The organism is Peribacillus deserti, from assembly GCF_002863585.1.
GTDB lineage: Bacteria > Bacillota > Bacilli > Bacillales > DSM-1321 > Paraperibacillus > Paraperibacillus deserti_A.
On the sequence record NZ_PGUY01000075.1, the window covers coordinates 1 to 26,573 of the forward strand.

Here is a 26,573-nt window from a genome sequence, read left to right on the forward strand (position 1 = left end):
CGCTTTTTCTTCTCATGGACTGATTGGCTTATGACGGGAGGATGGCAGTTCGCAGCTGGACAACAACAAAAGCGGAGAACGGTGCCTTTCTAAGCGATATAATTTATGTGAGCTAGGCTGATTGCCTAGCTTTTTTATTTATTCACATACTCCTGAAAAGCACGAAGCTGGACAATTCGAAATGCGGAAAGCGGTGCCTTCCTAAAAACTACTTATAGCCAGCTAAATCTATGGATGAAGCGTAAGTGGTAAAGGTATGTAATTGCTCAGCATAAGAGTTCGGCTTTGCCACTGGCAGAAAGAGGACTTCCTCTAAGGAAAGGGGCTTATAAGTATTAACTTCAATCCGTTTGTTTAATTTTTGCTTTATTACTTGGATTTCGTTATCCAATTCATCTATTCCTATTTGAAGCTTTGTTTCCTGAAGTTGTTCCTGAAATAGCTTCTGTAAGAGCTGCTGCGTGTTTTGTAACAATTTCTTTTGATTTTTCTAGGGCATTTATTTCTTTATCAGTTTTTACCATCATGCTAGTTATTTTCTCTTGGTATTCGGCTGACTTTTGATGAACAGTTGCTTCAACTGGTATTGAGTGAAAGTGCAAGGTAGCACTTATCGCTCCAAAAGCTGCACTACTGATTTTTCTATTTGGCATTTTTTCCTCCCTCCAACGGAAAAAGGCCCCAAACAGACACAGATATAGTGTGACATGTTTGGGGCACTCCCATTTCGTATTTTGTTATATACATAACATCCTAATTATAAAGATAGTTCAATAACGGAACTTAATGACTCGTAATCAATTCTAACTGGAGTAAAAGAGTAATGGCGATGCATAAGCGCCCATACTCCAAGGCATTTGGGTGTCTTGGAGCATTTTTTCATTACACTTTAAATCGTTCACTCTCATCTTTCAGTTCCCTTGACGTTTTGCTTAGCTCATGAACCCAATTATTAATTCCCTCAGTAAAACCGCTCATTTGCTGGCTTGAAGCGGAGACTTGCTCGATACCGGCAGCGCTTTGTTCAGCAATGGCAGCTATTTCTTCTATTGATAAACTTATATTGTTTTGCTGCTGGACTATAACATTCATATGCTTGCTCAGTTCGGTATTTATTTGATTCAAACCTTTAATTAAATTCGATATTTCTTTAAAGGTATTTCCTGTTTCTTTTACATTGGAATGACCAATATCCACGGTTTGCAGCCCTTCTTCGAGACTATGGATCACGCGTGCAGAATTAGCGTCCACTTCTCCAACAATGTCTTGTATTTCCTTTACAGCAGAGGAAACTTCTTGTGCCAGCTTCCCTACTTCAGAGGCAACAACAGCAAAACCTTTTCCTTGCTCGCCTGCTCTCGCGGCTTCGATTGCTGCATTCAAAGCAAGTAAATTGGTTTGGTTGGCAATCCCTTGAATTAACGAAACGATCGAAGATACCTGGCTGGTTTGAATGGCTAAATCTTTCACTTCTGCAGCCGACCGGGTCATTACTTCAGATATATCATCCATTCCAGTTACCGACTGCTTCATTAATTGATAACCTGTACTTGTATGGGAACTTAATGTAAGATTGATTGCCGAAAGCTCTTTTTCAATAGAAGCTGCTTTGTTAATTAAGTCGGTGAATTCATTCATTTTCTCTGCTAATTCAGTTGCTACAGCAGCTTGTGTGCCAGCACCATCAGCCATTTCATTCATGGTAGTGGCAATCTGGCTGGAACCGTCTAACAATTCAGTGGAAGCATGACTGAGATCAATACTTTTTACATTTACCTTTTCAGCCGTTAATTGCATATTTCGAATCATAGATTCCAAAATAGAGGACATATCACGAATGGAATCTCGCAGACGGCCGATTTCGTCCGGGGTCTTAATATGTATCGAGTTTAAAGACTTCTTTGCATCAAGAAGATTACCCTCCGTTATCTTTTTAGCAACCTCGGTAAGTACAGTTAAGGGCTGGAGCTTTTTCCCTAAATAATAGTTTAAGCTTATTAATATAGCAGCAAGAAATATAAAGGAAATTCCGAGCTGAAATGGAATTGACTCCTTAAATACTGTCTTGGTAATTCCTCTGACTTGAGCAGCTTCAATATCTACTCCTAATACCCCTATTACTTTTCCAGCTTCATCTTTGATAGGAGCAAAGGCTGACATGTATTCCCCATATTCAGGGTCTTTCACTATACCTGTACTGGTTAAGTTTCCAGATAAGGCTGGCTCAATATCTGTGTAGCCTGTAGCTGTTGTTGGTTCTCCAATAGGAGCAGCTTCTTTTTGCGGAAGACCGTCTATCATTAATTTAATAGAATGATCTTTAGCGACAGCCATGGTATATACGTACATCGCACCCATTTTAACTCTATAGTCATCAAGCTGTGTCCGGAGCTCCTGATACACTTCATTGTCCACTGGATTTTTCAAGAACTCTTGATACAAATCAGGGTCAATCGCTTTCGCTGTTCTCTCGGCATGCATCGTACTATTAAATTCGACTGTATTCTTGATAGAAGCGTTTGTATTTAACAAGATAAGTACACTATTTAGTAAAAACAGCGTAATGATAAAACATAATAAAATGAGTGTAAATGTACGTTTTAATGATTTAGTTCGTTGAATCTTCATAGTTCCTCCTGCATGGTCTTTTCCTTTATATCGGTAAATTGGTCATATATGTTTAAATGAAAGTAAATACATACAATATTTATCCTAACCGGTGTGTTTGCGATATCCTTTTAGTTACTTGTACAAGTAACAACCGATGAGGGCAGGAACTGATTGACTGATCGTAACGTTACAAGCAATGATAATACTTGGCTTGGGATGTGTTATAAATAAGCGGCGGCCTTTAAGTTTATTAATTAGTCTACTTTCATGACAGCATTGAAATGAAAATGAAAATGCTGACTGATGAAGTCTCCTTTCACAAGAAACCCTCTAGGCAATAAATATATGTAACTAACTAAGTCTGCTTCAGAAGCGAAGAAAGTAATCTTTTGGAATCCCTTTTTTATATTAAACCAGCTCAGCTTCTCATATATATAAGCAGACGTCTTAGCTGGAAAGGGGATACGATCTAGTGATTCGCATTGGAGAAATGTTAGTTACTCCTGAATCTATGGGAGGCATGCAATCGTGGGAGAAAGCCAAAATAATCAAAATGATGAGCAGTTATAATAAGGTATATCAGTATAATTCATTAGATGAATTGGAGTTTGATCTGGAAGTTAAAGTTAAAATTACAAGGGCGGCCAAACTTCTGTATAAAAGCGGGGCTGAATTTGAAACGTTTAAAAATTCCAGGTGCAACCCAGTTTACTGGATCCTTCACGAGAGCGGTGCTTTCTTTCTAAAGCTGGAAGCCTCTCCGCAAAAAGCAATTGACGATATTTATTTCAATGGCCGGCTTTATGCATTCGAATGTGCTACAGCAATGGTAATTGTTTATTATAAGGCGGTTTTAGACATTTTAGGATCTGGAAAATTCAACGAATTATTTTCGGATATGATTCTGTATGATTGGGAATATAATAAAAACCTTGATCTGCATTCATCTACTTCTACTGATTTTTTACATGGAGACTGCGTTTATTTCAACAATCCAGATTTCAACCCACAAACCCCGGAGTGGCGGGGAGAAAATTGCATTGTATTAGATGAAGATCTCTATTTTGCACACGGAATGGGAATAAAGTCAGGAGAAGAAATTATGGCTATCCTTAATTATCTAAGAAAAAAAAATCCAACAGAGCCATCTTATTTAGAGACGGGGCGGATCCGCCTAAACTATAAAACCTATTACGGAGCAAACCGGCCCTTTTAGAGAGCTTAAACAAGATAGTAACCAGCCATAGCCCCAAGAAGGAGCTTTATAGGCACTTGTTTTTTCTCTGTCTATTTCAGGTAATTTAAATAGCATATGGTTCCCCCATTTACTTAGAAGTGCCCCGGGCTAGCGCACAGCACCCAAGTCTTTTTGATATCCAAGATTTTAAAAAATGCTCCAATATACATAAAATTCACCTTTACTAAGATACTAAAAAACATGTAATAGTACGAGGTGTATATGAAAACGGTTCCGATCATCCTTACTTAGCCCGCTATCGGTTATCTTATGTCTACAATCCACTTATCATAAAACTGTACGTCTATCCATAAAGCGCGTGACGGGAACTATAATCGGTATTTCCTTTACTGTGATAATCTCAACCCATATGATTATAAATGGATGGAACTTAGGGCTATTGGTTCTTTTGGGAGGTTTTATTACAAAGTGGTTGAAATTTGATAAGACTGTCCTTCATCAAGTCGCCCTTACGATATTATTTGTCTTTGTATTTGAACATCAAAAGAATCATTATGTTATAGACAGAATGAGAGATACTCTTATAGGTGTAATGGTAGCTGTTCTTATACAGTTAGTTTGGTTCCGTCTAATTTTACCGAGCAAGCAAAAAATATCGTAAAATATAAGCCATATTTCTCCAGTCGGCCTCAGGCGGCTGCTTAGTTGCTTTTCTGTCTAATTCCGGTAGTTCGAAACTCATTCTCTAACCCCCAATTATTAAAAGGCTGCCCAGGGTCAAATGAGCACCCAGGGCTTAACATTTAATTTAGTACTTTTCATCTTCTAAGACAAGTTGATCCGGATTATTAACCTTTACTGTACCGTCACTTTCCGCACTGTACCCACTCCTCCACCGAAAAGGGGATCTTTCAAAACTTAAAAGGGTTTTTCTGTTTGAGGGGCTTCTAAATTTTTGGACAGCATAAAATGAAACATAATACTCGCAATTAAAAAAACAGAGCAGCCTCACAATCAAAGCTTGCTCTGCACTTCGCTTCTATACCGTCTTTCCGGTACCTCTGTACGGGCCTCCTGCGGTTTATCCTCACTGTTAAGCCAGCGGGAGATTCCTGTTTCAACGACAATGAAAACCATCAGAACCACAAAAGCTGTTGTAAGCACTCCTGCCACAGAATTCCCCTCCTTTTATTTACTTAAATACCACAGTAAGTTTATTAAGAAAACGTGTATTTATAACAAAAAAGTGCACCCACCCTGATAAAGGTGAATGCACTAATATTTACGGTTTGAGAATCAGCTTGTCGCCCTTCTTTTCGTCTAGAAGGGTGGTATGGTATGTGCCATCTGCCCAGTCATCTAATTGATCGTGATACCACTTACTTTTGAGATGGCCGGATTGACCGGGGCCAACAAGGTGGTAGCCTTTGTTCATATCGGCAGTATCAATAGTAAATCTCCAGGATCCGCCGTGATTGACCAATCCGTTATTATCTGTACCGGCAGCCTGAACTGTGACGCTGCTGCCGCCAACAGGAAGCGAGCCGTCTCGATTAAAAACATATTTTAATACGGAAATACTTGATAACGGATGGGTAAAGTTCACTTTGTGATAGTTCCCCCATGACCATTTATCCTTATCGGTTCCTTGAAGATCTTCTATGTCAGAAAGTGTTAGATTCAGGCACTTCTTTAAGTATTGGGTGATGCCTCCCTGTTCTTTCACCCAGGCCCCTTCATTTCCTTCAAATGCATTCCGGAGCAATGCATCCACCACAGACTTTCTTCCATCAAAAAGCTCCATCATGTCTTCGGATATCTGTCCTTGAAACATTTCATTGTTGATGTGCCCCATCCATATGTTGAAGATAAGGGGAGCCGCTAAGTCTTTATCATCTTTGAAGTTCCAATTTTCAAGAATGGCAAGCGCATCTTTTTGCTTCTTATTTAATTTTTCTCCCTGCAGCTGCTTTATAAACTGCGGGGCAAATTCCTCTGCCTGAAGATTCATTTGGTCCATCTGCAGCTTTTGCATGTCTTTGACTGTAAAATTATCGTTGGATTTCAGAACCTCTTGTATCCTCATTTGACGATAAGGCTGGGCCCATACATTGGAGATATGGAATGGATAGTCATCACTCGTCACTTTATTATTAGCCGTGGATATAAACCCTTCAGCGGGATTCAGAACCCGTGGAAGTTTATCATACGGAATATACCCTTCCCATTCGTATTCATCCGTCCAGCCGGGTACAGGCAGCAGTGCGTCTCCTCTTTTCCTTATGGGAATATTTCCGTTCGCTTTGTAGGCTATCGTTCCATCACCAGACGCAAACACGAAGTTCTGGGCAGGCACCTGAAACTTTTCCAGAGCTTTTTCAAACTCGTCCCAATTTCCCGCCTTGTTCATATTTAAAATGGCTTCAAGCTCTACGGATGGCTCTAAAGCTGTCCACTTTAAGGATAATTGAGTGTTTTTGCCGGACTCTGCCGCAAATTCGGAAATGACCGGACCGTGCCGTGTGATTGTAACCTTATACGGAATGGTTTTGCCATCTTTAATCTTGATTGGTTCTTCTACAATAGACGCCTGTTCCCATTTGCCATTATGTAAGAATTTTTGTGGATCTTCCGAGTTCCGTTTTTCAATATACAAGTCCTGGACATCAGGTCCTGTATTGGTGACACCCCAGGCGATTTTGTCATTATGTCCAAGGATAATCCCAGGAATTCCCGCAAATATGACACCGCTTACATTTATGTCTTTTGTTTTAAGATGCATTTGGTACCAGATGGAAGGTGTAGCTAGTGAGAGATGAGGGTCGTCTGCCAAGATAGGCTTTCCTGACTTGGTTTTGCTTCCGGAAACCACCCAATTATTGCTTCCATTAAATTCGGGTGGAATAATGGCGGCTGACAGGCTTTTTTCAATATTCATCTCATTCTGTGAAAGGATGTATGGTGCATCTTTGGGGTAGGAAGGAAACAAGTCATATGCCTTTTCCTTTGGAAACTTCTGCAGGAGATATTGCCGGAATGCCTGCGCCTGCCAGTGACCGCCTAGATCAAAGGCCATATACTTGCCTATTGTCAGCGAATCAGCAGGAGTCCAGTTATTGGGCGTGTACCCTGCAAGCTTAAATTCAACTGGCCATTTTCCACTTTCCCTCAAGCCAGCAATATAGGCATTCACTCCTTCGGCATACCACTTTAATACTTGTTTTGCCTCAGCAGAATAAGCGGCCCATGATTTTTCGGCTGCCCGTCTCAGCCCTAAGGTCCGAAAAAACTTATCCCGATCCACTGCAGCTTCACCTATCACTTCACTGAGTGTTCCCGAAGCCTGTCTTCTGCTAAGGTCCATCTGAAAAAGTCTGTCCTGCGCCTGGATAAACCCCTGAGCCACGTATAAATCATGCTCACTTGCAGCTGTCACATGAGGTACCCCCGCAGTATCCCTTATAACAGAGACAGGTTCATTCAAGCCCTTAACTTGTAATTCCCCCTCAATTTTGGGCAGGGAGCGGCTCGCGTAATAATTGAGGAAAGCAAGGGCAATCAGCAGAAGCGTTACAATAACGGCTAGTGTTGCCGCAAGCAGCCTTCCCCACCTTTTTTGCCTCTTTTTTTGTTTTTGAATCACGGCTTCCATACTATTCCCCCTTCGTCTGTTACATATAATTCGCGATAAATTAGACATAACCTTCAAGCTTGAAATAAAAAAAACCCTGCCGCATTGGCAAGGTCCTGTTAGGAATCGACATATTTACCCCCGATGAAAGGAGCCCATCACTTCTTTTGTTTCAGTCACATTCACAAAAGCATCTGGATCTATTTCGCTGATCATCTGTTTAACATCTGTAAGCTGATATCTCGTTATAACGGTCATAAGAACCTTTTTATCTTCACCGGAATAGGCTCCCTGCCCATCCATCAGAGTCACGCCGCGGTACAGATTCTTTAAAAGCTTGTCTTTCAGCTCAATACCTTTAGATGAAACAATGGTTACAGTAAGCTTAATATGATTCGTGTGAATGGCATCTATCACTTTCCCCGTAACATAAATTCCGACCAATGTGTTCAGAGCGGCATCCCAGCTAAAGACAAATCCTGAAGCTACTACAACAATTCCGTTCATCGCTGAAATTAAAGCTCCCAACGGAAAGTCTTTCTTCCGTGTCAGCAGCATGGCGATAATATCAAAGCCGCCCGACGATCCGGATGCCCGGAAGATCAGACCAATCCCCAGGCCCGTTAATGCTCCCCCAAACACGGAGGATAAAATAGGCTCAGAGGAAATTGCCCTCACAGGTATAATGTATAAACTGACTGTCAGCGTAATAACAGATAAGATCGTATAGCCGATGAACTTCTTTCCTAATTTCATTACCCCTAATATTAAAAGAGGAAGATTTAACAGGAAGTTAATAATACCGGTACCAAATGGCGTGATGATGCCAAGCATAATGGCAACCCCAGCTAACCCGCTGCTTAAAATCTGGTGAGGAATCAAAAATAAATTATAAGCAAATCCGATAATGACGGACCCCAGTATGATCATTAATATTCTAGACATTCCATCCTCCACTCTGAAACTAGGTTTGTTAGTTTTATTATAGTAGAGAATGAAAGAATCTATAAAATAAAAGTGTTTTCTGAAATGTTAAAATGCACTTATCTGATCAGGTTAAATACTGGCTGAAAAAAGGTATAGAACATAATAATCAAGTTAGTTTTTGTTTATGCTCCGATTGCTCTTTCCAGCATGTGACATTTTACTATAACTTAACTTACTGTAACGAAAAAGGACCGAAACATAATCGTTTCAGTCCTTCTATTCTTACTTTTCCATCCATTCAGTATGGAAAACTCCTTCTTTGTCTACACGCTCATATGTGTGTGCACCGAAATAATCACGCTGTGCCTGAATCAGGTTCGCTGGAAGTGTTTCGGTACGGTAGCTGTCAAAGTACGCAAGAGCCGCAGAGAAACATGGGACTGGAATCCCACTGGTTACGGCTGTACCAATAACTTCACGCAGGGCAGTTTGATAGCTTTCGGCGATTTCCTTGAAATAAGGATCTAATAAAAGATTATTCAGGCTCGGTTCACGGTCATAGGCCTCTTTGATTTTCTGAAGGAATTGGGCACGGATGATGCATCCTCCCCGGAAAATCATCGCAATTTCACCGTATTGAAGATTCCAGTCATATTCTTCGGAAGCAGCTTTCATTTGTGCGAATCCCTGTGCATAGGAAACGATTTTGCTCATATACAGCGCCTTGCGGATAGCTTCGATAAAGCTTTGTTTATCACCGTTGAATTCCTTTTTCTCCGGTCCTCTTAAAATCTTGCTGGCGGCACGGCGTTCATCTTTTAAGGCCGAAATGAACCGTGCAAATACTGATTCAGTAATGATAGGAAGAGGTACACCGAGGTCGAGGGCACTCTGGCTTGTCCATTTTCCAGTTCCCTTCTGGCCGGCTTTGTCCAAAATGACATCTACAAGCGGCTTGCCTGTTTCGTCATCATATTTCTTAAATACATCTGCAGTAATTTCAATCAAATAGCTGTCGAGTTCGCCTTTATTCCACTCGGCAAATACTTCATGAAGTTCATCGGCTGATAATCCCAGAATATTTTTGAGCAGAAAATAAGATTCAGCAATCAGCTGCATATCTCCATATTCAATTCCATTATGAACCATTTTTACATAATGGCCGGCACCGTTCGGCCCAATATATGTACAGCATGGCTCACCGTTGACCTTTGCTGAGATTTCTTTTAAGATTGGCTCTACAAGATCATAAGCTTCCTTTTGTCCACCAGGCATGATGGAAGGTCCTTTTAAAGCTCCTTCTTCCCCGCCTGAAACACCCGTTCCAATAAAGTTGATTCCCAGCTCGCTCAATTCTTTATTTCGCCGCTGTGTATCTACAAAGAAGGTATTTCCTCCATCAATCACTATATCTCCTTCATTAAGAAGAGGCTTCAGTTGTTCAATGGTTGCATCAGTTGCAGCTCCAGCCTTTACCATTAACAAAATTTTGCGCGGAGACTCCAGTGAATCCACAAATTCTTCAATGGTGTGGGAAGGAACTAAATTTCTTCCTTCTGCTTCCTTCATGACTTCATCCGTTTTTTCTCTGGAACGATTAAAGATAGAAACGGAATATCCTCTGCTTTCAATATTAAAAGCCAGGTTTTTTCCCATAACGGCCATGCCGATAACCCCGATTTGCTGTTTTGCCATTGTACGACATCCCTTCTTATATAAGTACTTTTCTACACAACTGCTATCCGGCTGTCAAAGAATATATACCGGCATACATAGCCGAAGGATCGGCTTTCCTCTATTATTTTACACGTAATTCACAGATTCAAACTATTAAAGGAACAACAACAAGAAAAAGCCAAACGATTGTTTTTAATGCCGAGGGTCTAAAAAGTCTTTGCTGAAGCTGGTTTCTGCCCGTAGATTCGTCCCAGAATCATGCGTATAATCCAAGCCTTTTTGGACGGCCTTTTTCCCGTATTTAGCCTGAAGTTTTTCCATCGCTGAAAACAGCGGCTCTTTTTTTGCTTCGTGCTGATAAGAAAAAAGATCAAGCTGCTTGTAAGCTTCCTGCTTTTCAATGACTTCAAAAGCTGTTACTCCAAGGAGCCGTACAGCATCTCCATTCCAGTTGCTTTTAAATAAAGCCTGTGCTTCCTCTGATATTTCTTCATGTGCTGTAATCGGATTTAAAAGCGTTTTGCTTCTTGTAATCGTCTTTCTATTTTTATATCTGATCGTGATCCCGATTTTTTGGCCGGCCAGGCCTTTCCTTTTCAATCTGACCGCTACTTTTTCAGAAAGACCATGGATGATGGTCAGTAATTCTTTTTGGTTGGTAGAATCGTGGGGGAGAGTTGTTGAATTTCCGACACTCTTATGTTCATATATCGAATCAGGGTCCACTTCCCGGCTGTCTTCCCCATTTGCCCTGTACCTTAGTTTTAGTCCGTTGATTCCCAGCGCATGCCTTAATTGGACCTCATTGGCCTGAGCTAAGTCTCCAATTGTCCTGACACCCAGGGACTCTAATTTTTGGCCAGTTTTTTCTCCAATTCCGTGCATTTCTGTCACCTTGAGTGGCCAAAGCCTGTCACGTACGTCTCTTTTCCGCAATACAGTTATGCCCATCGGCTTTTTCATGTCAGAAGCTGTTTTAGCCAGAAACTTATTTGGGGCGATTCCAATACTGCATGGAAGATCCAGTGTCTGAAGAATCCGCTGCTGAATACTCTTTGCTATTTCTATCGGGGAACCTATTTCATGGCAGCCCGAAATATCCATGTAGCCTTCATCGATCGATACTGGTTCAACGAGAGATGTATACTGCCTTAATAAGTCAAACATAGCAAGCGATGCTTTTCGGTACTTGTCGAAATCGGGACTTTTGACGATCAGCTGAGGACATAGTTTTTTCGCTTCCCATAAAGGCATGGTTGTTTTCACACCATATCGCCGGGCCTCATAGCTGCACGTAACAATAATCCCACGGCGTTCTTCCACATTTCCAGCAATAGCCAGCGGTTTTCCCTTTAAAGATGAATCATAAGCCATCTCTACCGATGCATAAAAACTATTCATATCGACATGTAAAATGACTCTGCCCTTTTTAGGGTACATATTATGCAAAAAAACACCTGCTTTCCGAAAGCATCGCTGCTGGTATCTCAATTCTTAATATAGGCCGGTTTTTTCCAGCCCGCTTTTTTTATATCTTTTCATCCATATATGCTTTTAATTCCCTGATGCCTTCGAGTGAATTAATTAAATGATCAGGATTAATAATGGCTATCAGGCGGTTTTCCGGCAAGCTTGCCACCCCGCTGATAAAACTGGTTTTCTGATAGGACGCGAGGCCGATTTGTTTAATGCTCTCTTGAGGGATTTCGACGATCTCCTTTGCATCCTTCACCGCTAGGCCCGCTGTCAGCCCGTCTATTTTGACCAGTATCCATTTTTTGTCTGCCTGGCTGCCGGCGGCGGGCACTTGAAACAGCACATTCTCTAAATCTATTAGAGGAATTAATTCGCCTCGTATATCTGCCAGTCCCAGAACATAGGGGGGCATTTGCGGGATGAAGGTGATACCACCTGGTTTTTCTATAGAGTAGACATATTCAATCGGAATGGCATATTCTTCTTTCCCGGCTAAAAAAACAACCGCTTTATCACTTATGATCATTCGATGTTCTCCTCAGAAAGTTATTAAAAAAGCTCTGATAAATTCGTCTCTTTATGCTCCAGGAACCTTGTGCGGTCAATCCGCGTTTCTTACATTTAATGCATTTTTCCGGAATTCCTTTGAATTGCAGAAGGAAAGTCTGGCTTTCCCCTCCAATCAACGTAACGCCAAAATCAATAAACGGACTTAAATATAACCTTAATAAAAGAAGGCTCTTTTCTAAAAGATTGTTGTTTTTAATAAGTTTTGTTGCATCACCTAAATCAGGTTGATTGGAGCGTAAGGTGCGAGACTCCTTGATCCAGCAACAAAGTTTGCGAAAACAGCCTAAAAGAAAAAGAAAAGAGAAAGAAATGCTCTTTCTCTCTTCTATAATGTCTTATTCGCCTGCTGTTTCCTGAACGATCGCAACAACCATTTCGGCCAGCTTGCCAAGCTCTTCTACAGGCATTTTTTCGTTTGTCGTATGAATTTCTTCGTACCCGACAGCCAGGTTGACGGTTGGGATGCCGAAGCCCGCAATGACGTTTGCATCACTGCCCCCGCCGCTTTTTTGAAGCTCGGAAGGACGGCCGATTTTGCTTGCAGCCTTTTTCGCAACTTCTACCACATGGTCACCATGACCAAACTTAAAGCCCGGGTACATAATTTCAATATTCACATCGGCACTTCCGCCCATTTCAGCAGCAGCCTCTTCGAACGCAGATTTCATTTTAGCAGCCTGCGCTTCCATTTTTTCAGGAATTAAGGATCTTGCTTCCGCAAGAATATCAACCCGGTCTGCAACGATGTTCGTCTGTGTACCGCCTGCAAAGCTTCCGATATTAGCCGTTGTTTCTTCATCAATCCTGCCTAAAGGCATCCTTGAAATCGCTTTTGAAGCGATTGTTATCGCTGAAACTCCTTTTTCAGGTGCAACGCCGGCATGGGCAGTTTTCCCATGGATAACAGCAGTGATTCTAGCCTGTGTTGGTGCAGCCACAACAATGTTTCCGACCTTGCCGTCACTATCCAATGCAAAACCGTACTTTGCGGTAACAAGGGATGGATCCAAGGCTTTCGCTCCAAGAAGACCGGATTCCTCACCTACCGTAATAATAAATTGAATGGTACCATGCGTGATATTGTTTTCCTTTAATACGCGGATGGCTTCAAACATGGCAGCAAGGCCTGCTTTGTCATCTGCCCCAAGGATGGTCGTTCCGTCGGTAACTACATAGCCGTCCTTTACCGAAGGTTTTATCCCTCTTCCCGGTACTACAGTATCCATATGGGATGTGAAATAAATCGTATCTGCTCCCTCTTTAGTGCCCTTAAGTGTACAGATCAAATTTCCTGCCCCGTGTCCAGTCTGTGCGGTGGTGTCATCTTCAAAGACCTCCACGCCTAACGAACTGAATTTTCCTTTTAGGACTTTGGCGATTTCTGTTTCGAACTTTGTCTCAGAGTCAATCTGGACAAGCTCCAGAAATTCATTTAATAAACGCTCCTGATTCACCATAAGGCTAACCTCCAATATGTATGTTCACTGTCTAGTATACCTGTAAAAGGAATTCAGGGGCAAATATCCTACATCAGGCTACAATGGGATATTCCCATGTTTTTTCTTTGGGCGTTCTTCCTTTTTATTTTTCATCATTTCCAGTGATTGTATCAGCATGATCCTGGTATCTCTAGGATCGATAACGTCGTCCACCATGCCCTGGCTAGCAGCTACATAAGGGTTCGCAAATTTCTCACGGTACTCTTCTATTTTTTTCATTCTGGTCGCTTCGGGATTATCACTATTTTGGATTTCTTTTGAGAAAATGATATTAGCTGCCCCCTGTGGCCCCATGACTGCTATTTCGGCATTTGGCCAGGCATATACTAAATCCGCACCGATCGACTTGCTGTTTAGTGCAACATATGCTCCGCCATAAGCTTTTCTAAGGATAACGGTGATTTTTGGCACCGTAGCTTCAGAATAAGCATACAAGATTTTTGCACCATGCCTGATAATCCCGCCGTGCTCCTGCTTGATCCCCGGAAAGAAGCCCGTCACATCTTCAAATGTAATGATCGGTATATTAAACGAATCGCAAAAACGAATGAATCTAGCTGCCTTGTCAGAAGAATCGATATCAAGCCCGCCTGCCATGAATTTAGGCTGGTTGCAGACCAGGCCTACAGTCTGTCCCTTTAAGCGGGCAAGCCCGATCACGATATTCCTGGCAAAATCTTTTTGCACTTCCATAAAAGAATCCTTATCCATCAATTCGTCGATGATGGTTCTTACATCATAAGGCCTGACTGCATCAAACGGAATTTTATCCGTGATGTCCGGCCGGTAATCATCCAGATCATCCGCTTTAACCGCTGGAGGCTGTTCTTCATTATTGAGGGGCAGATAACCGAGAAGCTTCCGTACCATCCCGAGAACCTCTTCCTCTGTCTCCCCGCCAAAATGCGCATTCCCGCTGATGCTGTTATGTACTTTTGAACCCCCTAAGTCTTCTGAGGAGATTTTTTCCCCTGTCACAGTTTCGATAACTTTAGGTCCAGTTATAAACATTTGGCTGGTCTTTTCAACCATGAAGACAAAATCAGTGATCGCCGGGGAGTATACAGCCCCTCCTGCGCAAGGGCCCATAATGACTGAAATCTGCGGAATCACTCCCGAGTAAATAGCATTTCGATAGAAAATCTGCCCGTATCCATCTAAAGACACAACGCCTTCCTGAATCCTGGCTCCTCCTGAATCGTTCAAACCTATAAAAGGCGCTCCATTCTTTGCAGCCAAATCCATAACATTTGCGATTTTTTTCGCGTGCATTTCTCCTAGAGCACCGCCAAAGACCGTAAAATCCTGCGAAAATAAATAAATGGGCCGCCCGTCTATTTTTCCATATCCGGTCACGACTCCGTCTCCGGGCCCCTTTTGCTTATCAAGCCCAAAATCCCTGGATCGATGCTGAATAAATGGATTCAACTCAACAAAGGATCCAGGATCAACAAGCAGATCAATCCTCTCTCTGGCAGTCAGCTTCCCTTTTTCGTGCTGTTTCGCAGCGCGCTCGTCGCCGCCGCCTAATTCAATTTCCCGTCTTCGGTCATAAAGTTCATTAATTTTCTCATAGATGTCCATTACCCTTTATCCTCCTCATCTTCACCTTCACACAGTTCATACAGGACACCGCCGGCGGATTTCGGATGCATGAAGGCTATACTTGCACCATGTGCCCCGATTCTCGGCTGATTGTCTATCATCTGAATTCCTTTTGTATGTAATTCTGCTATTCGATCTTCTATTCTATGAACACCTAAAGCAATATGATGGATTCCTTCTCCCTTTTTGTCGATAAACCTCGAAATGGGACTCGTTTCTATCATCCCTTCCAGCAGTTCCAAGCGGGTATTCCCCGCAAGAAGAAAAGCTACCTTCACCTGCTGGCTCTCCACTACCTCCAGTCCCTCAAGCTTTAGACCAAGTACTCCTTGATAGAATAGGAGGGAGTCCTCAATCGATTTTACTGCTATGCCAATATGGTTAATATCTTGAATCATAAATACCTCCACTGGAAACAGAACTATGGATCTTAAAAATGAAAACGCTTTTTGTCGAACTTTACTAAATATTCTATATTATTTTTGGAAATCCTGCATGTAATAGACCTTTCATAAACGGTTGTCACATGAACCTAATCAAGATAAAATAGAGAGAGACAATTCCTTACTTAGGGAGAGATGTAAATGCGAAGAAAATCATTCCAAAAAGTAGTGGTGTATGTAATGCTGATCACAATGCTTGTGACTACACTCCTTGCAGGAATTTCACTTGTACTTTAATGTCACTGAATCTATCCTTTTATAAAGACATAAAATAGGCCGGAACCCGCTAAGGGATCCGGCCTATTACTATTTTACAAATTTATATTGTTTAGCTAGCTGTAGAAAGCTTTTCGGAGAGTTCACAACCAATATTTGGGTTCCGATCGGTACCTTCTCAAACAATTGTTCGACATTTTTATTTGTTAACCTGATACACCCCTGCGAAACGCTGGTGCCAATCTGACCTGGGCGATTTGTACCATGGACTCCATAAGTACGGCCGTCCGTTCCTTTTGCATTAAAGCCAATCCATCTGGAGCCAAGCGGGTTACGCGGATCACCGCCAGGAATGTTTTTCTTGCGGTAATAGGGATTCTTTGCCTTTACCGTTACCTTGAACAGCCCTTCAGGCGTTAATTCCTGTGATTTACCTGTTGCTGCTTTATAGACTTTTTGAACTTTATTCCCCTGAATGAAGGCAAGCTGATGCACCTTTTTATTTACTATGATAGCAGGCTGATTCCCCGTTTGCGGAGCAGCAGGCATGATAAAAGTCATCATAAAACTGAAGGTAATAATAAGGAGCTTCACATAATCGCCACCTAAGCTTTTTCCTTAGTTTTAACCTGCAATTTCGGTTTAATTCTTGTTTTATGGCTCGGAAAGCCTCTGAAGGCATCTTTTATCGTTAAATATTGCTCCAGTTCATTTAGAAGCTGCAATAATGCCGCTCTGATTTCGAATTCTTCTCGGGTTTTCGGCAGCTCCATATCCCTGAATTCGTCTCGGAGTACGGCCAGCTTATCAAGATACACGTAGGCAGTATTATAAGGATGAATATGTTCACTGAGCTCTTCTATAAAATCAGCAACCTTATTTCCCGGTTCGATAGTTGCCGGTATGGACGATACCAGCGGCAGCAGCCGTTCAATTATGTCAAATTGCTTTTGGCGCATTCTGAAATATACATAAAAAATATCCTCATTCCTCAGAAAGCGATTTTCTAATTCCTTGGATGCCAGTGATTTAGCCTCGTTTAGAAGCGTGGAGGTTTCGGTGATTTCCTGCCCAGTCCACACCATTTCATTTGTTCTCAAATAATGAACGATTTCCTTAAAGATGGCATGAAAGTTATCCTCTATTTGTTCCTGATAGCTCATCAATTTATTGTCTACACTCGGCATGTACAAGTTCATGAGCAAGGCAACACCAATCCCAATGACAATCAACAATATTTCATTATAAACAACGCTCCAGGTGATATGGGAAGAGGAATAAAAGTGAAGAATGATGACACTGCTCGTAACCACCCCGCCTTGGACACGAAGCAAAACGGTGACTGGGATAAACAGGAGAAGCATAAGGCCGATAACCAGCGGATTGTATCCCAGCAGCTCAAAAAAGGCAGCCGAAAATCCCATGGCAGTCAAACATGCAATCAAACGATCCCATGAGGTTCTGAGCGACCGTTTTTTTGTCACTTGAATGCACAAAATGGTTATAATCCCTGCAGAAGCAAAGTTATTCAACCCCACAATCTGGGCCAGTGAGATCGCAAGCGCTGTACCTATCGCAGTCTTTAAAGTCCGGTATCCTATTCTAAACATTCTCTTAGCTCCAATTAATTGTTTTACTCGAATTCAATCATAGTTTAATTACAGGTTCAAGTATTTAGCAATACTTTACCAGTTATCCTGCAATCCGTAAAATTTAAAGGGGGAATGGCGGCCGCAGCTTTTGATTATATACAAAAATAAGCGGGCCTGCTTATGATTCAGCGGGCCCGCTCACTACTATGGCATGTAATAGGTCAGAGAACTTTTTGCAGAAAATCCTTAGCACGCTGTGTTTTGGGGCTGCTGAAGAATTCCGCCGGCTCCGCATCCTCCACGAGCTGTCCTCCGTCCAAGAATAATACACGGTCCGCCACTTCACGGGCAAAGCCCATTTCGTGGGTAACTATGGCCATGGTCATCCCTGTATGAGCCAGGGACTTCATGACCTCCAGCACCTCTTTTACCATCTCAGGATCCAGTGCTGAAGTAGGCTCATCAAACAGCATTACCTCAGGGTCCATCGCAAGGGCTCTCGCGATTGCAACCCGCTGTTTTTGCCCGCCAGACAAGCGGTTCGGATATTCGTCAGCTTTTTCCGCAAGACCTACTCTCCGCAGAAGATCCCTGGCTTTTTCCTCCGCTTCCTTCTTCGAAAGTCCTTTTACTTTGACAGGAGCATAAGTAAGGTTTTGAAGGACTGTCTTATGCGGGAATAAATGAAAGTGCTGAAACACCATTCCAACCTTGGCCCGTACTTTTAAAATATTGGTTTTTTTGCTGGTCACCTCTTCCCCTTTGATCCAAATGGTACCTTCTGTCGGCTGTTCCAGCAGATTGATGCAGCGGAGGAACGTCGATTTACCAGATCCTGATGGACCGATGATCGCAACCACTTCCCCCTCCTTAATTCCAGTATTGATCCCTTTTAACACCTCAAGTTTACCGAAGTGTTTATGAAGATTATCTATTTTAATCACTGCGTCTCATTCTCCTTTCTACCAGCTTGCCGGCAATGGTCAGTATCATAACGAGAATATAATAAATGAGACCCGCAATCATGATGGGCTCAAAGAATCGATAGCTTTGCCCGCCAACGATGTATGCCCTTCTCATAATATCATTCAAGCCGATAATTGTAACAACAGCTGATTCCTTTGTTAAGGTAATCATTTCATTCATTAAAGCCGGCAGAATATTTTTCATGGCCTGCGGGAGAATGATGTCGGTCATCATTTTTCGGTAAGGAACTCCCAGAGCAATCGCTGCTTCCTTCTGTCCCTTATCCACTGCCATGATACCTGCTCTAATTATTTCTGATATATACGCAGCAGAATTCAATCCAAAGGAAAGAAACGCGGCTGTAAATGGTTCAATCTGAATGCCAAATACCTGCGGAGAACCAAAGTAAATCAGCATGAGCTGCAAGACAAGAGGTGTTCCTCTAAATATAGACGTATAAAAGTCAGCCAGCCAATTAAGCGGCTTAATTGTGCTTATTTTAAAGAGCGATAGAATAATGCCCAGCGAAAACCCCAGCAGGGCGGCTAAAACGACTACCTGTAATGTGATATATATACCTTCTAGAATATAAGGAAGAGAAGGCATAACCCGGCTAAAATCTAAGTTCACTATTTTTCGTCCTTCCCGTTTCATTAATTTCGGTAAAAAGGAATGACTCTATTAGTAAAGTCATTCCTTTTATAAACGATTGTTTTTATACAAGCTGTTAAACAAGCCTGTGGACTTCCTCCTTTTCGCTAATCAACAGATGCTAAAACATGGAATATAACAATTTATTAAATAGGCTCTTTTCTAAAAGATTGTTGTTTTTTAATAAGTTTTGTTACACCACCCTATTGTTCAGTCAGGTCGATTGGAGCGTAAGGTGCGAGACTCCTGCGGGAGCAGCGGGACAGGTGAGACCCCGCAGGCGAAGCCGAGGAGGCTCACCGCCCGCCCCGCGGAAAGCGAGCATCCTGGAGCGGAAATCAACCTCTTGTTCAATAGCAACAAAGTTTGCGAAAACAGCCATTAAATAAAACGATTATTTTGCGTCACTGCCAAACCATTTAATAATGAGCTTATCTAACTCACCGTTTTCTTTCATTTTCTTCAGTTCAGCGTTAAATTCTTCTGTCAGCTTGCTGTCTTTTTGGAACGCAATCGCAGAACCCGCTTCCCCTTCATCGACTGGAATCTCATAGCTGACAAGATCTTTATTATCTTCAAGGTATCCTTTTGCTACCGTATCTTCAATAATCGCTGCATCCAACCGGCCAGCAGAGATTTCCTGAATAAGTTCAGGAATACGATTCCGGCTGTCTGTTTTCAGATCGATTTTCTCTTTTTTCTTTAAATCCCCGGCAATGCCTTCTTGAATGGAACCAAGCTGTACTCCGACTGTTTTCCCGTTAAGGTCTTCTTTGGCTTTAATGCCGCTGTCTTTTTTCGTTACGATTAAATGTTTAGCAGAATAGTAGATATCACTGAAATCCACACTCTTTTTACGCTCTTCATTTGGGGTCATTCCAGCTAAAACAAAATCGATCTGCTTGTTCTGAAGAGCTGTTACCAATCCATTAAACTCCATATCTTGGATTTCCACTTTGTAACCCAAATTTTTCGCAATGGCCTTAGCAATATCCACATCAAAACCGATGATTTCGTCGCTTTTGGCTGTATCTATATACTCGAATGGGCGATAATCCGCAGATGTACCCATTTTTAATACTTTTGTTTCTTCTCCTTGTTCCTGTCCTCCGCTTTTTTCGGAAGTTCCGCAAGCTGAAAGCACCCCAGCCAATAATAGAGCTGCAAACGCTGCTGATAGCCACTTTTTCATGAAATAAGCCTCCTAAAATAGTAATCTGAAAATTATAATAAGTCAGTTTAGTTCATTATGAACTATACCACCATAATTTTCAAGTTTCATATTGATGTAATATTTATACGATAGTTTGTATTTTAACACATGTATTCTTAAATGAAAATACATTTTTATTCAAATGGAAATGTGATAATACGCGGAATTTCACAAATAATAGCTTATGTTTATGCGAATAAATGTATAAAAGATTTAATTTTGATACAATAACTTTTTATTTAATATTGCTCCTTGCTGAAAAAAAAACCCGCCAAATTGGCGGGCTTTCAGATTTCAGATTATAGTTCTTCACAATATTCGTCGAAATAGGATTGCAGCTTATTTACAACAGACATTGGCTCATGTCCTTCAATTTCATGGCGTTCGACCATTTTTACTAATTTCCCATCCTTCAGCAGTGCAAATGATGGAGAAGACGGCGGATATCCTGTAAAGAAGCTTCTAGCCTTTTCAGTAGCTTCTTTATCCTGGCCTGCAAATACAGTTACCAGATGGTCAGGACGCTTATCGAAATGAATAGAATGTGCAGCAGCAGGGCGGGCTATGCCACCAGCACATCCACAGACGGAGTTAACCATTACAAGAGTCGTTCCTTTTTCATTTAGAGCGCTTTCCACTTCTTCCGGTGTTTTCAATTCAGTGTAGCCGGCAGCAGAGATCTCCTGTCTTGCCTGGCGTACTATATCATTCATGAATAAATTAAAGTCCATATTCAATGTTTCTTCCTCCTTCGTTAAGTCCTTCATTAATAATATATCAATTCGGACAGATAATCACAATGAAGCCGACCTCAGGATTTTTATAAAAAATTTCGTTATTTTAGTTTAATATTGTAAGGCCAGGGAAAGATAGTAGTACATCTAGAACCATACCCCTAAACTCCCTAGGTTGGATAGCGCAGGAGTGCGCTATCCATTTTCTTTTTTACAACCTATTTAATCTTTCATGGCGTCCCGAAAATAATGAAATAACTCCTGTACGGCTTTGGCTGCTGGTTTTATTCCTGCTGTTACTTCCTTCTGGACTGCCGGAAGCAGATTCTGAATGGCCCTATTTTGATAAAATAAGTTTGTCAGCTGCTCAGAAATCAGTGAACTCATCCAATCTTTCAACTGATTATTACGCCTCTCCTGCAAAATCCCCGAAGCTCCACAGGCTTCTCTAAATCTCTTGATGACATGCCAAAATTCTTCAATGCCTTTTAATGTAAGAGCTGAACAGGTGTATGCCCTGGTTTCCCAGCCTGTAGTTGCCGGCTGTATGAAATGAAGAATCCGGTTATACTCCGCTCTTGTTTTTTCTGCAAACGGGATATTACTGCCATCCGCTTTATTTACTAGAACAGCATCTGCAAGCTCCATGATCCCTTTTTTCATTCCCTGAAGTTCATCGCCTGCTCCTGTTAAAACTAAAAGTAAAAAGAAGTCGACCATTTCCCTTACCATCGCTTCACTTTGACCTACACCTACTGTTTCCACCAAAATTACATCAAAACCGGCGGCTTCACATATCGTAATGCTCTCCCGGGTCTTACGATGGACACCGCCAAGCGTACCTCCTGTTGGAGACGGCCTGATAAAGGCATTCGGATTTCTCGCTAACTCCTCCATCCTGGTTTTATCACCGAGAATGCTGCCTCCGCTTAAGGTTGAGCTTGGGTCTACGGCCAGGACAGCAACTCGATACCCCGTATTGCATAAATAGGTCCCAAATGCTTCTATGAACGTACTCTTTCCAGCTCCGGGCACACCCGAGATTCCTATTCTGATAGAATCGGTCCGTTCGGACTGTAATTTTTCCAGCAGTTTCTGTGCACTCTCAAAGTGGCGGCTGGCATTACTCTCGATAAGCGTTATGGCTTTTGCAAGCTTAGCCCTGTCGCCCTCAAGGATGCCTTTATATAAATCATCAATATCAGGATCCGCTGCTGTATTCTTTTTAAAAAATTTTCTTCTAGGATTGCCATTCCCAGCAAGGTTTGCTTGATCATCAGACTTCATTAATCAGACACTTCCTCGTACCCAAGGCGTGTATAAATTTCTTGAATAAGCTGTACCGCAGCCCTTGGAATGATCGTTCCCGGACCAAAAATCAGGGAGGCGCCATTCTCTTTAAGGAACTGGTAATCCTGAGCAGGAATTACCCCGCCGGCAATAATTAAGATATCCTCTCTCCCCAGCTTCTTTAACTCTTTTTTCAGTTCAGGCAGTAAAGTTTTATGTCCGCCGGCAAGTGAACTCATTCCGATTACATGCACATCATTTTCTACAGCCTGGAGAGCGGTTTCTTCCGGAGTCTGGAATAACGGTCCGATGTCAACATCAAAGCCAAGGTCAGCGAAAGCGGTAGCTACCACTTTTGCCCCTCTGTCATGTCCATCCTGTCCCATTTTGGCGACAAGAATCCGCGGGCGGCGCCCCTCCAGCTGCAAAAACTCCTGCGTAAGTTCCTGAACTTCCTTTATTTCATCTTCGTTGGAGTAAGAATTGCTATAAATACCGCTTATAGAACGGATGATGGCTTTATGCCGGCCTGAAACAGACTCAATCGCATTTGAAATTTCCCCGACAGTCGCTCTTTCCCTTGCCGCCTCTACGGCTAGTTCCAGCAGATTTCCGCAGCCTGTTTTCGCCGATCTTGTAATAGCCTCGAGAGCAGCCTTCACTTTTTCTTCGTTTCTTTCACGTTTTAATTTCTTTAATTTTTCAATTTGGCTCAGACGAACGGCTGTATTATCTACTTCCAATATTTCCAGCTCATCTTCTTTTTCAAGACGGAAGGCATTTACACCTACAATCATCTCTTTACCAGAATCGATATGTGCCTGTCTTTTTGCTGCAGCCTCTTCAATCTTCATTTTAGGAAGCCCTGTTTCATTTGCTTTTGACATGCCGCCTAAGCTCTCGATTTCCTCAAGATGCGACCATGCCTTTTTGATCAGACCGTCAGTCAGAGCCTCCATGTAATACGACCCTCCCCACGGGTCAATTACATGGGTGATACCGGTTTCTTCCTGAAGGTACAGCTGCGTATTCCTCGCAATCCGGGCAGAAAACTCAGTAGGGAGCGCTATGGCTTCATCCAATGCGTTCGTATGCAGGGACTGTGTGTGTCCCATCGCTGCAGCATGCGCTTCAATCAACGTCCTGGTTACATTATTGAAGGGGTCTTGTTCCGCAAGACTCCAACCCGAGGTCTGGCAATGAGTTCTAAGTGCCAGAGACTTCGGATTCTCCGGTTTAAACTGTCTCATAAGTTTAGCCCAGATAAACCTGGCTGCGCGGAGCTTAGCAACCTCCATAAAATAGTTCATCCCAATCGCCCAAAAGAACGAAAGTCTTGGCGCAAAGGTATCGATATCGATTCCTGCCCCAATTCCTGTCTTTACATATTCCAAACCATTTGCAAGAGTATAGGCAAGCTCAATGTCTGCGGGAGCTCCCGCTTCCTGCATATGATATCCTGAAATCGAGATGCTGTTGAACTTAGGCATATGCTTTGAAGTATATTCAAAAATATCAGCTATAATTTTCATGGACATGTCAGGTGGATAAATATACGTATTCCGAACCATATATTCTTTCAATATATCATTTTGGATGGTTCCGGAAAGCTGTTCCCCGCTTACCCCCTGCTCCTCTGCTGTCACAATAAAATACGCTAATATAGGAAGAACCGCCCCATTCATCGTCATGGACACAGACATTTGGTCAAGAGGTATTTCGTCAAATAATATTTTCATATCGTTTACTGAGTCGATTGCCACCCCAGCCTTGCCAACGTCACTCATGACGCGGGGATGATCTGAATCATATCCTCTATGTGTGGCAAGATCAAAGGCAACCGATAAACCTTTTTGCCCCATTGCAAGGTTCCGCTTATAAAAAGCATTCGATTCCTCTGCCGTGGAAAAGCCGGCATACTGCCTGACCGTCCAGGGTCTGTTCACATACATAGTTGGATATGGCCCACGGGTGAACGGCGCAATTCCCGGGTAGTTCAAATGATGGTCCAGGTCCTTTATATCTTCTTCAGTATAAACCGTCCTGAGAGGAATTTCTTCGTTGGTCAAATAATCCCTATCCTCATTAAAAGCTGAAGAATGCATCTGAACTCCCTTGCTTTGCAATGCAGTGTTCAGATTAATATTTTGAAAGTTGGGTTTTGCCATTTAATCTTCACTCCCCATATCCTGTAAAACTTCATTGATGAATTCCAGGCTTGTTCCTGCATGAATCATTCCGTCTAAACCAGCATGTTTCAAACTTTGAGCCAGAGCTTCTGGCAGTTTCCCAGCGATATACACCTTTTGAACATGATCTACCTGCTTAATGACTTTAACCAAAGACTCCGCATAGTTATCGTAGTCTTCATCGCTTCCGCAGATACAGAAATGCTGCGTATCATGATTTTGACTAACAAAATTGAGGGCTTCTTCTGCGTGGTCACTCTGGATTCCTTTGCTCTGAAAAGAAAGTATTCCTCCCGCCGAGAAGAAACCGTTTATAAAATCAGCTCGAGGCTTGAAGCTTTTAAGGGAGTTTAAGCCGATCAATCCCACTTTTATTGAATTACCGCGCCGATCTTTAATCTGTTCGGCAGCTCTTCTGATTTCTTCAAGCTGTGATGCGAGCCTGTTTGACGTTAAAGCCCTGACAGGCTTAAGCCCATATTTTGATAAATCGATAAGCATTTTGGATGTTTCTCGTTTGGCTGGGCCCTTCTTCTTCCTTTCATTAATGTCAGCATATACATTCGTTCCTATTATTCGTTCTTTTCTTTTAAGAGCGGACTCTGACTTTTCTTCGAATATATTGGAAATTCGTTCTTGTATCCAGCCGCTTTCCAGTGCAGAGAAGGCACCGCCCTGCTCCTCTATTTCCAGGAACAGTTCCCACGCAGCCTGCGTCAGCTGATCAGTCAGGCTTTCCACATACCAAGATCCCGCCGCAGGATCTGTCACATATTTTAAATGGGCTTCTTCAGCTAAAATAAAGTGGATGTTTCGCGCTATTCTTTTAGCAAGGTCCTTGCTTTCCTCAGAAATCGAATCAAAGGGATGAATCTCCAGATATTGAATTCCGCCTGTAACAGCAGCGAATGCCTGATTGGCAGTTCTAAGGATATTAACATGATGATCATAATAAGACTGCGTAAATAACGAGGTCTCAGCATGAATCTCCATTTTAAAGAAGTCATGGTCGGCCTTATAGGAATCCCCTATTAAAGCCCATAACCGTCTGGCGGCTCTCAGCTTCGCAACCCCCATAAAGAAGTTTGAATCCAAAGCAAATGAAAAAATCATCTTGCTGGCTGCCGTCTCTAGAGAGAGCCCGTTTTCTTCAGCCCTATTCAGATATTCCACTCCAAGAGATACAGCCATGGCTAATTCCTGAACAGCATTCGCTCCAGCATTATGATAAATCGATGATTTTATAAGGACGCTTCTTAAGTCTGGCATCATGCTGTCCATTTCTGCTATCCTGCCGGCCCAGTCATGAAAAAAGAGGGCCTCATTCTCAGGAAGCTGCCCAGCCATGACAGCTTCTGAAATGATATCCTCAGCAGCTGCGCCCTGGAAACCAAGGTTTATCTGGTTTTTTATGGCCTCATCTGTCAGTTTGCAAAAGTAGGCCTGTGTACCCTTTAAATCCAGATAAAGAGGCAGGTTTCTTTCCTGGAGGCTCCGCATTAATTCTTCAAAATCTGAGAATTGTACATCCTTTAATGAGGAAAAATCAAAGGAAATTGTATTTTGACCATTTGCGACAGCCTCATCTAATTCTTTCAACAAATCCTTATAATCCGTTTCCTTTAGTGTCTGGGCAATTCCCCAAGGCTGTTCTCTATAGCCCAGAGACGAGATTCCTCTTGTAAATGGAAATTTCCCAGGCAGTTCCTCAGCTTTGTTTCCCTCGGTATATATGGGGTTTAATTGAATATTCTCATATGTATACCTTGTCAGGCTATCAACACTCTTCCCTTTCAGGCTTGCTTCGGCAGTGGTTTTCCACACATCATAACCCGGATTAGGAAAGGTAATTTCTCGTAATTCTTTAATTTTCATGTAATCGCTTTCAAACACAGCTGTATGCCGGCGTGAAGCTTTCCCCCTCTATAATCACATAAGAATCCCTTTCTATATTTTAGAACAGTCAGTATATTTGTGCAATTAAATGAAAAAGTGAATGGTATTTTAACAATTGTCGGGCACCTGGCCAAGGAATATTTAATTACAACGTAAAAATAATTGCTTTTAAAAGTAAATTATCAGATAA

At 42.2% G+C, this 26,573-nt stretch carries 23 protein-coding genes and 1 pseudogene; 3 read left to right on the forward strand and 21 right to left on the reverse strand.

Annotated features, from left to right (window positions below; genetic code table 11):
* Positions 1-208: 208 nt before the first annotated feature.
* The 3 genes from CUU66_RS21580 to CUU66_RS21590 all read right to left on the reverse strand — a co-directional run bounded on the left by CUU66_RS21580 (position 209) and on the right by CUU66_RS21590 (position 2,628).
* Positions 209-391, reverse strand: coding sequence for a hypothetical protein (locus tag CUU66_RS21580; protein ID WP_101645460.1), 183 nt, complete (start codon positions 389-391; stop codon positions 209-211).
* A 1-nt stretch (position 392) separates the two neighbouring features.
* Complete coding sequence (locus CUU66_RS21585) at positions 393-653, reverse strand: hypothetical protein (protein WP_101645461.1); 261 nt, start codon at positions 651-653, stop codon at positions 393-395.
* Positions 654-882: 229 nt separating this feature from the next.
* Positions 883-2,628: a methyl-accepting chemotaxis protein gene (locus tag CUU66_RS21590; protein ID WP_101645462.1), complete on the reverse strand. Its 1,746-nt coding sequence runs from the start codon at positions 2,626-2,628 to the stop codon at positions 883-885.
* A 454-nt stretch (positions 2,629-3,082) separates the two neighbouring features.
* Here CUU66_RS21590 and CUU66_RS21595 point away from each other — a divergent pair, with 454 nt between their 5' ends.
* A complete protein-coding gene (locus CUU66_RS21595; RefSeq protein ID WP_101645463.1) occupies positions 3,083-3,826 on the forward strand; it encodes a protein-glutamine gamma-glutamyltransferase in 744 nt (247 codons plus the stop codon).
* A 280-nt stretch (positions 3,827-4,106) separates the two neighbouring features.
* A pseudogene (locus tag CUU66_RS25505) lies at positions 4,107-4,469 on the forward strand (FUSC family protein); the annotation flags it as partial.
* 353 nt (positions 4,470-4,822) lie between these two features.
* Here the strand turns inward: CUU66_RS25505 and CUU66_RS24460 are convergent.
* The 9 genes from CUU66_RS24460 to mce form a co-directional block, all read right to left on the reverse strand.
* Positions 4,823-4,981 carry a hypothetical protein gene (locus CUU66_RS24460; RefSeq protein WP_180955390.1) on the reverse strand — a complete coding sequence of 53 codons (159 nt, stop codon included), beginning with the start codon at positions 4,979-4,981 and terminating at the stop codon, positions 4,823-4,825.
* Between the two features lie 109 nt (positions 4,982-5,090).
* The gene (locus CUU66_RS21605; protein ID WP_101645465.1) at positions 5,091-7,460 is read right to left on the reverse strand and encodes a penicillin acylase family protein; all 2,370 of its coding nucleotides are present in this window, start codon (positions 7,458-7,460) and stop codon (positions 5,091-5,093) included.
* 114 nt (positions 7,461-7,574) lie between these two features.
* Positions 7,575-8,384, reverse strand: a complete 810-nt coding sequence (locus CUU66_RS21610) for a YitT family protein (RefSeq protein WP_101645466.1) — start codon at positions 8,382-8,384, stop codon at positions 7,575-7,577.
* A gap of 264 nt (positions 8,385-8,648) precedes the next feature.
* The gene (gene gndA, locus CUU66_RS21615) at positions 8,649-10,061 is read right to left on the reverse strand and encodes an NADP-dependent phosphogluconate dehydrogenase (RefSeq protein ID WP_101645467.1); all 1,413 of its coding nucleotides are present in this window, start codon (positions 10,059-10,061) and stop codon (positions 8,649-8,651) included.
* Between the two features lie 174 nt (positions 10,062-10,235).
* A complete protein-coding gene (locus CUU66_RS21620; RefSeq protein WP_101645468.1) occupies positions 10,236-11,492 on the reverse strand; it encodes a DNA polymerase IV in 1,257 nt (418 codons plus the stop codon).
* 79 nt (positions 11,493-11,571) lie between these two features.
* Positions 11,572-12,045 (reverse strand): chemotaxis protein CheW, encoded by a 474-nt coding sequence (locus tag CUU66_RS21625; protein ID WP_101645469.1) that lies wholly within the window; start codon positions 12,043-12,045, stop codon positions 11,572-11,574.
* Positions 12,046-12,424: 379 nt separating this feature from the next.
* Entirely contained in the window at positions 12,425-13,546 is a 1,122-nt protein-coding gene (locus CUU66_RS21630) for a tripeptidase T (RefSeq protein ID WP_101645470.1), read from the reverse strand.
* 78 nt (positions 13,547-13,624) lie between these two features.
* Complete coding sequence (locus tag CUU66_RS21635) at positions 13,625-15,172, reverse strand: acyl-CoA carboxylase subunit beta (RefSeq protein ID WP_101645471.1); 1,548 nt, start codon at positions 15,170-15,172, stop codon at positions 13,625-13,627.
* The gene (gene mce, locus CUU66_RS21640) at positions 15,172-15,591 is read right to left on the reverse strand and encodes a methylmalonyl-CoA epimerase (protein WP_101645472.1); all 420 of its coding nucleotides are present in this window, start codon (positions 15,589-15,591) and stop codon (positions 15,172-15,174) included. The genes CUU66_RS21635 and mce overlap by 1 nt, the downstream gene beginning before the upstream one ends.
* A 186-nt stretch (positions 15,592-15,777) precedes the next feature.
* Here mce and prli42 point away from each other — a divergent pair, with 186 nt between their 5' ends.
* A complete protein-coding gene (gene prli42, locus CUU66_RS24465; RefSeq protein WP_180955391.1) occupies positions 15,778-15,873 on the forward strand; it encodes a stressosome-associated protein Prli42 in 96 nt (31 codons plus the stop codon).
* A gap of 69 nt (positions 15,874-15,942) precedes the next feature.
* Here the strand turns inward: prli42 and CUU66_RS21645 are convergent, their stop codons facing one another.
* From CUU66_RS21645 to CUU66_RS21690, 9 genes are all read right to left on the reverse strand, one after another.
* Positions 15,943-16,416, reverse strand: a complete 474-nt coding sequence (locus CUU66_RS21645; RefSeq protein ID WP_101645493.1) for a L,D-transpeptidase — start codon at positions 16,414-16,416, stop codon at positions 15,943-15,945.
* 41 nt (positions 16,417-16,457) lie between these two features.
* Positions 16,458-17,462: an aromatic acid exporter family protein gene (locus tag CUU66_RS21650; protein WP_101645473.1), complete on the reverse strand. Its 1,005-nt coding sequence runs from the start codon at positions 17,460-17,462 to the stop codon at positions 16,458-16,460.
* Positions 17,463-17,665: 203 nt separating this feature from the next.
* On the reverse strand, positions 17,666-18,388 hold the full coding sequence (locus CUU66_RS21655; RefSeq protein ID WP_101645474.1) for an amino acid ABC transporter ATP-binding protein: 723 nt from the start codon (positions 18,386-18,388) through the stop codon (positions 17,666-17,668).
* Positions 18,381-19,040 (reverse strand): amino acid ABC transporter permease, encoded by a 660-nt coding sequence (locus CUU66_RS21660; RefSeq protein WP_101645475.1) that lies wholly within the window; start codon positions 19,038-19,040, stop codon positions 18,381-18,383. The genes CUU66_RS21655 and CUU66_RS21660 overlap by 8 nt, the downstream gene beginning before the upstream one ends.
* Before the next feature lie 415 nt (positions 19,041-19,455).
* Positions 19,456-20,253, reverse strand: coding sequence for a transporter substrate-binding domain-containing protein (locus CUU66_RS21670; RefSeq protein ID WP_101645477.1), 798 nt, complete (start codon positions 20,251-20,253; stop codon positions 19,456-19,458).
* Between the two features lie 320 nt (positions 20,254-20,573).
* Positions 20,574-21,011 (reverse strand): BrxA/BrxB family bacilliredoxin, encoded by a 438-nt coding sequence (locus tag CUU66_RS21675; RefSeq protein WP_101645478.1) that lies wholly within the window; start codon positions 21,009-21,011, stop codon positions 20,574-20,576.
* A gap of 219 nt (positions 21,012-21,230) precedes the next feature.
* The gene (gene meaB / locus CUU66_RS21680) at positions 21,231-22,295 is read right to left on the reverse strand and encodes a methylmalonyl Co-A mutase-associated GTPase MeaB (protein ID WP_101645479.1); all 1,065 of its coding nucleotides are present in this window, start codon (positions 22,293-22,295) and stop codon (positions 21,231-21,233) included.
* Positions 22,295-24,466: a methylmalonyl-CoA mutase gene (gene scpA, locus CUU66_RS21685; RefSeq protein WP_101645480.1), complete on the reverse strand. Its 2,172-nt coding sequence runs from the start codon at positions 24,464-24,466 to the stop codon at positions 22,295-22,297. The genes meaB and scpA overlap by 1 nt, the downstream gene beginning before the upstream one ends.
* Positions 24,467-26,362 carry a methylmalonyl-CoA mutase family protein gene (locus CUU66_RS21690; protein ID WP_142383761.1) on the reverse strand — a complete coding sequence of 632 codons (1,896 nt, stop codon included), beginning with the start codon at positions 26,360-26,362 and terminating at the stop codon, positions 24,467-24,469.
* Positions 26,363-26,573 lie beyond the last annotated feature (211 nt).